Below are 1,932 nucleotides of genomic sequence, written 5' to 3' on the forward strand. Positions count from 1 at the left end.
TTTACTCCCGCTCCATGGGGTCATTGGGGTCTGTGGGTTTGGGCTTTGCTTGTTTCTTAAGGGGGGGTTTGGTAGAGTTCGCATCACTGCTAGGCATATGGCCTTCAAGATTAAGGCTTGAAGTCGTGTTAGGGCGTTGGCTATGGGCTAGTAGGACTTGCTCGTTTAACCCACCCTTTAGCTTCCACATATCAAAAAATCTTAGTTTGTCTTGCCCCTCTAAAGCCTCTTCAATCACCACCGCATGCCCATTAATCTGTTTGCCATACACAATCCGCCCGTTATCTTGAACAATTCTTAAATCTGGGGCTTTAATGTATTCTTGGTAGTGTGCAATATCTTCTAGCGTGATCGCAATTGCCCCCTCTTGGCCTCTGTTTTGACATCGCCATGTTCTCTTGTTAGTTTACTCTTGGGGTGGTAAGTCCTCTTTTGGGGTTTTAGGCGGTTTATCGTTTTTAGGTTTATCCCCTTTAGGCGGGGGGTTTTTAGGCGGTTCTGCAATATCAGTAACTTTAAACTTTTCTAACACCCATCTTTTAGGCTGGCTGGGATCATTGTGGTTAGTCCAATCAATGCGGGCTTTAAAGTCCCAAGTTTTGCCGTTATAGTCCTCTCTTAGGCTAAGCTCGATACTATTGCTATCAAGGCGGGTAAAATCCCCCTGCTTAATGGTGCGATCGATTGCGTTAGCTAAATGCGTGTTGCGCCACTTCTTAAAGTCTCTCTTAGCCTGTATCTGCGCCTCTCTGCCCACTGGTGTTAAAAACTCTTGGGGCTGGTTTTTAAAGGTTTCTAGGCCTAGTTTTAAATTGTCGTGATAAATTCTAATCTCCTTAAATTCAGAGTCTGCTACCCCTATGTTGTAATGTTGTGTCCACACATCAATGCCTCCAATTTCGGGGCGCTCATAGGCGTGCGCAATTTGCCCATCTAACATGGTGCGCTCATACATCAAGGCTAGTAAGCCCTCTTTGCCTTTGTTGCGGTATCTAGGATAGTTTCGCCCTAAGCTCTTGTTAATGGGGTCTGTGGGCTTAATAAAGGGCAACTCATTTTTAGCTTCTTCTTGCGCTAACCATGCTTCATATCTAGCTTGCTTCTCTGCTTCTTGCTTTTCATACTCCGCAATCGCCTTAGCCTCTGCCTCTTCTTTAGACTTCTCCCATGCTCGAATCTCTTTAGCTGTGAGGGCTTTTTGATCTTTGCTGATGGGGATATATTCTTGTTTGGCTAGCTCTAGCCCTAAAGCGTTGTTTCTTTCGATGGCAATGTAACCCTGACGCGAAAACCTCACTTCTAAGAAGTCCATATCTTGCCCACTCCATTGTTCTATGCGTTTTAAAAAGCCTATGGAGCTGCCCGTATCAAACACAAGATCGGGGCTCTCAAGGGTTGTTTTCACATAAGCTAAGTCTGCATCTTTAGCAAACACGAACCACTTGCTAGGGTCATTTGCGGGAGGTAGCTTGAGCCCTTTTTTAAAGACGGGTTTAAGGGCTTCTTCTATGTCTTTGGGTATTTGGGGTTTAAAGGGGGCGTTTAAATCCTTTGCGCCCGTGATGATTCCCCATTGTGTGGCTAGCTTCTCTTGGGGATCTTCCACCTTAGGTGTCTCTTGACTTTTAACCTCTTGGGTGGTAGGGTTAGATTCTAAGCCCCTCTGAGTAAGATCGGTTCCATACTCAGCCCCTTTAGGGTCGTAGCTTGGTCGGGAATCTGTGCGAGGGGGTTTAGTTTCCCCTTTTGAATCTTTATACGCCGTGATTACCCAATGGCTATTGCCTTGTTCATTCCATCCTCTAGATAATCCGACTCTAAAACTGCCATCTTGGTTGTTAAGTCTAATAGTGTAAACCCCTGCATTCTCGAATATATCGCCTTTCTTTATAATCTCCTCAATCCCATTCCCCAACTTCTCAAAAGGCGTAT

1 protein-coding gene and 2 pseudogenes are annotated in these 1,932 nt (G+C 45.2%); all 3 read right to left on the reverse strand.

Translation table 11 applies throughout. The features are described 5' to 3' along the window. Window position 1 precedes the first annotated feature (1 nt). Window positions 2-370 (reverse strand): annotated as a pseudogene (locus AOG36_RS01975) (PBECR3 domain-containing polyvalent protein); the annotation flags it as partial. Window positions 371-406: 36 nt separating this feature from the next. Then, window positions 407-1,606, reverse strand: a complete 1,200-nt coding sequence (locus tag AOG36_RS01980) for a hypothetical protein (protein ID WP_238374873.1) — start codon at window positions 1,604-1,606, stop codon at window positions 407-409. 18 nt (window positions 1,607-1,624) lie between these two features. Next, window positions 1,625-1,915 (reverse strand): annotated as a pseudogene (locus AOG36_RS09310) (putative barnase/colicin E5 family endoribonuclease); the annotation flags it as partial. Window positions 1,916-1,932: the final 17 nt, after the last annotated feature.

Source organism: Helicobacter heilmannii (assembly GCF_001283065.1).
GTDB lineage: Bacteria > Campylobacterota > Campylobacteria > Campylobacterales > Helicobacteraceae > Helicobacter > Helicobacter heilmannii.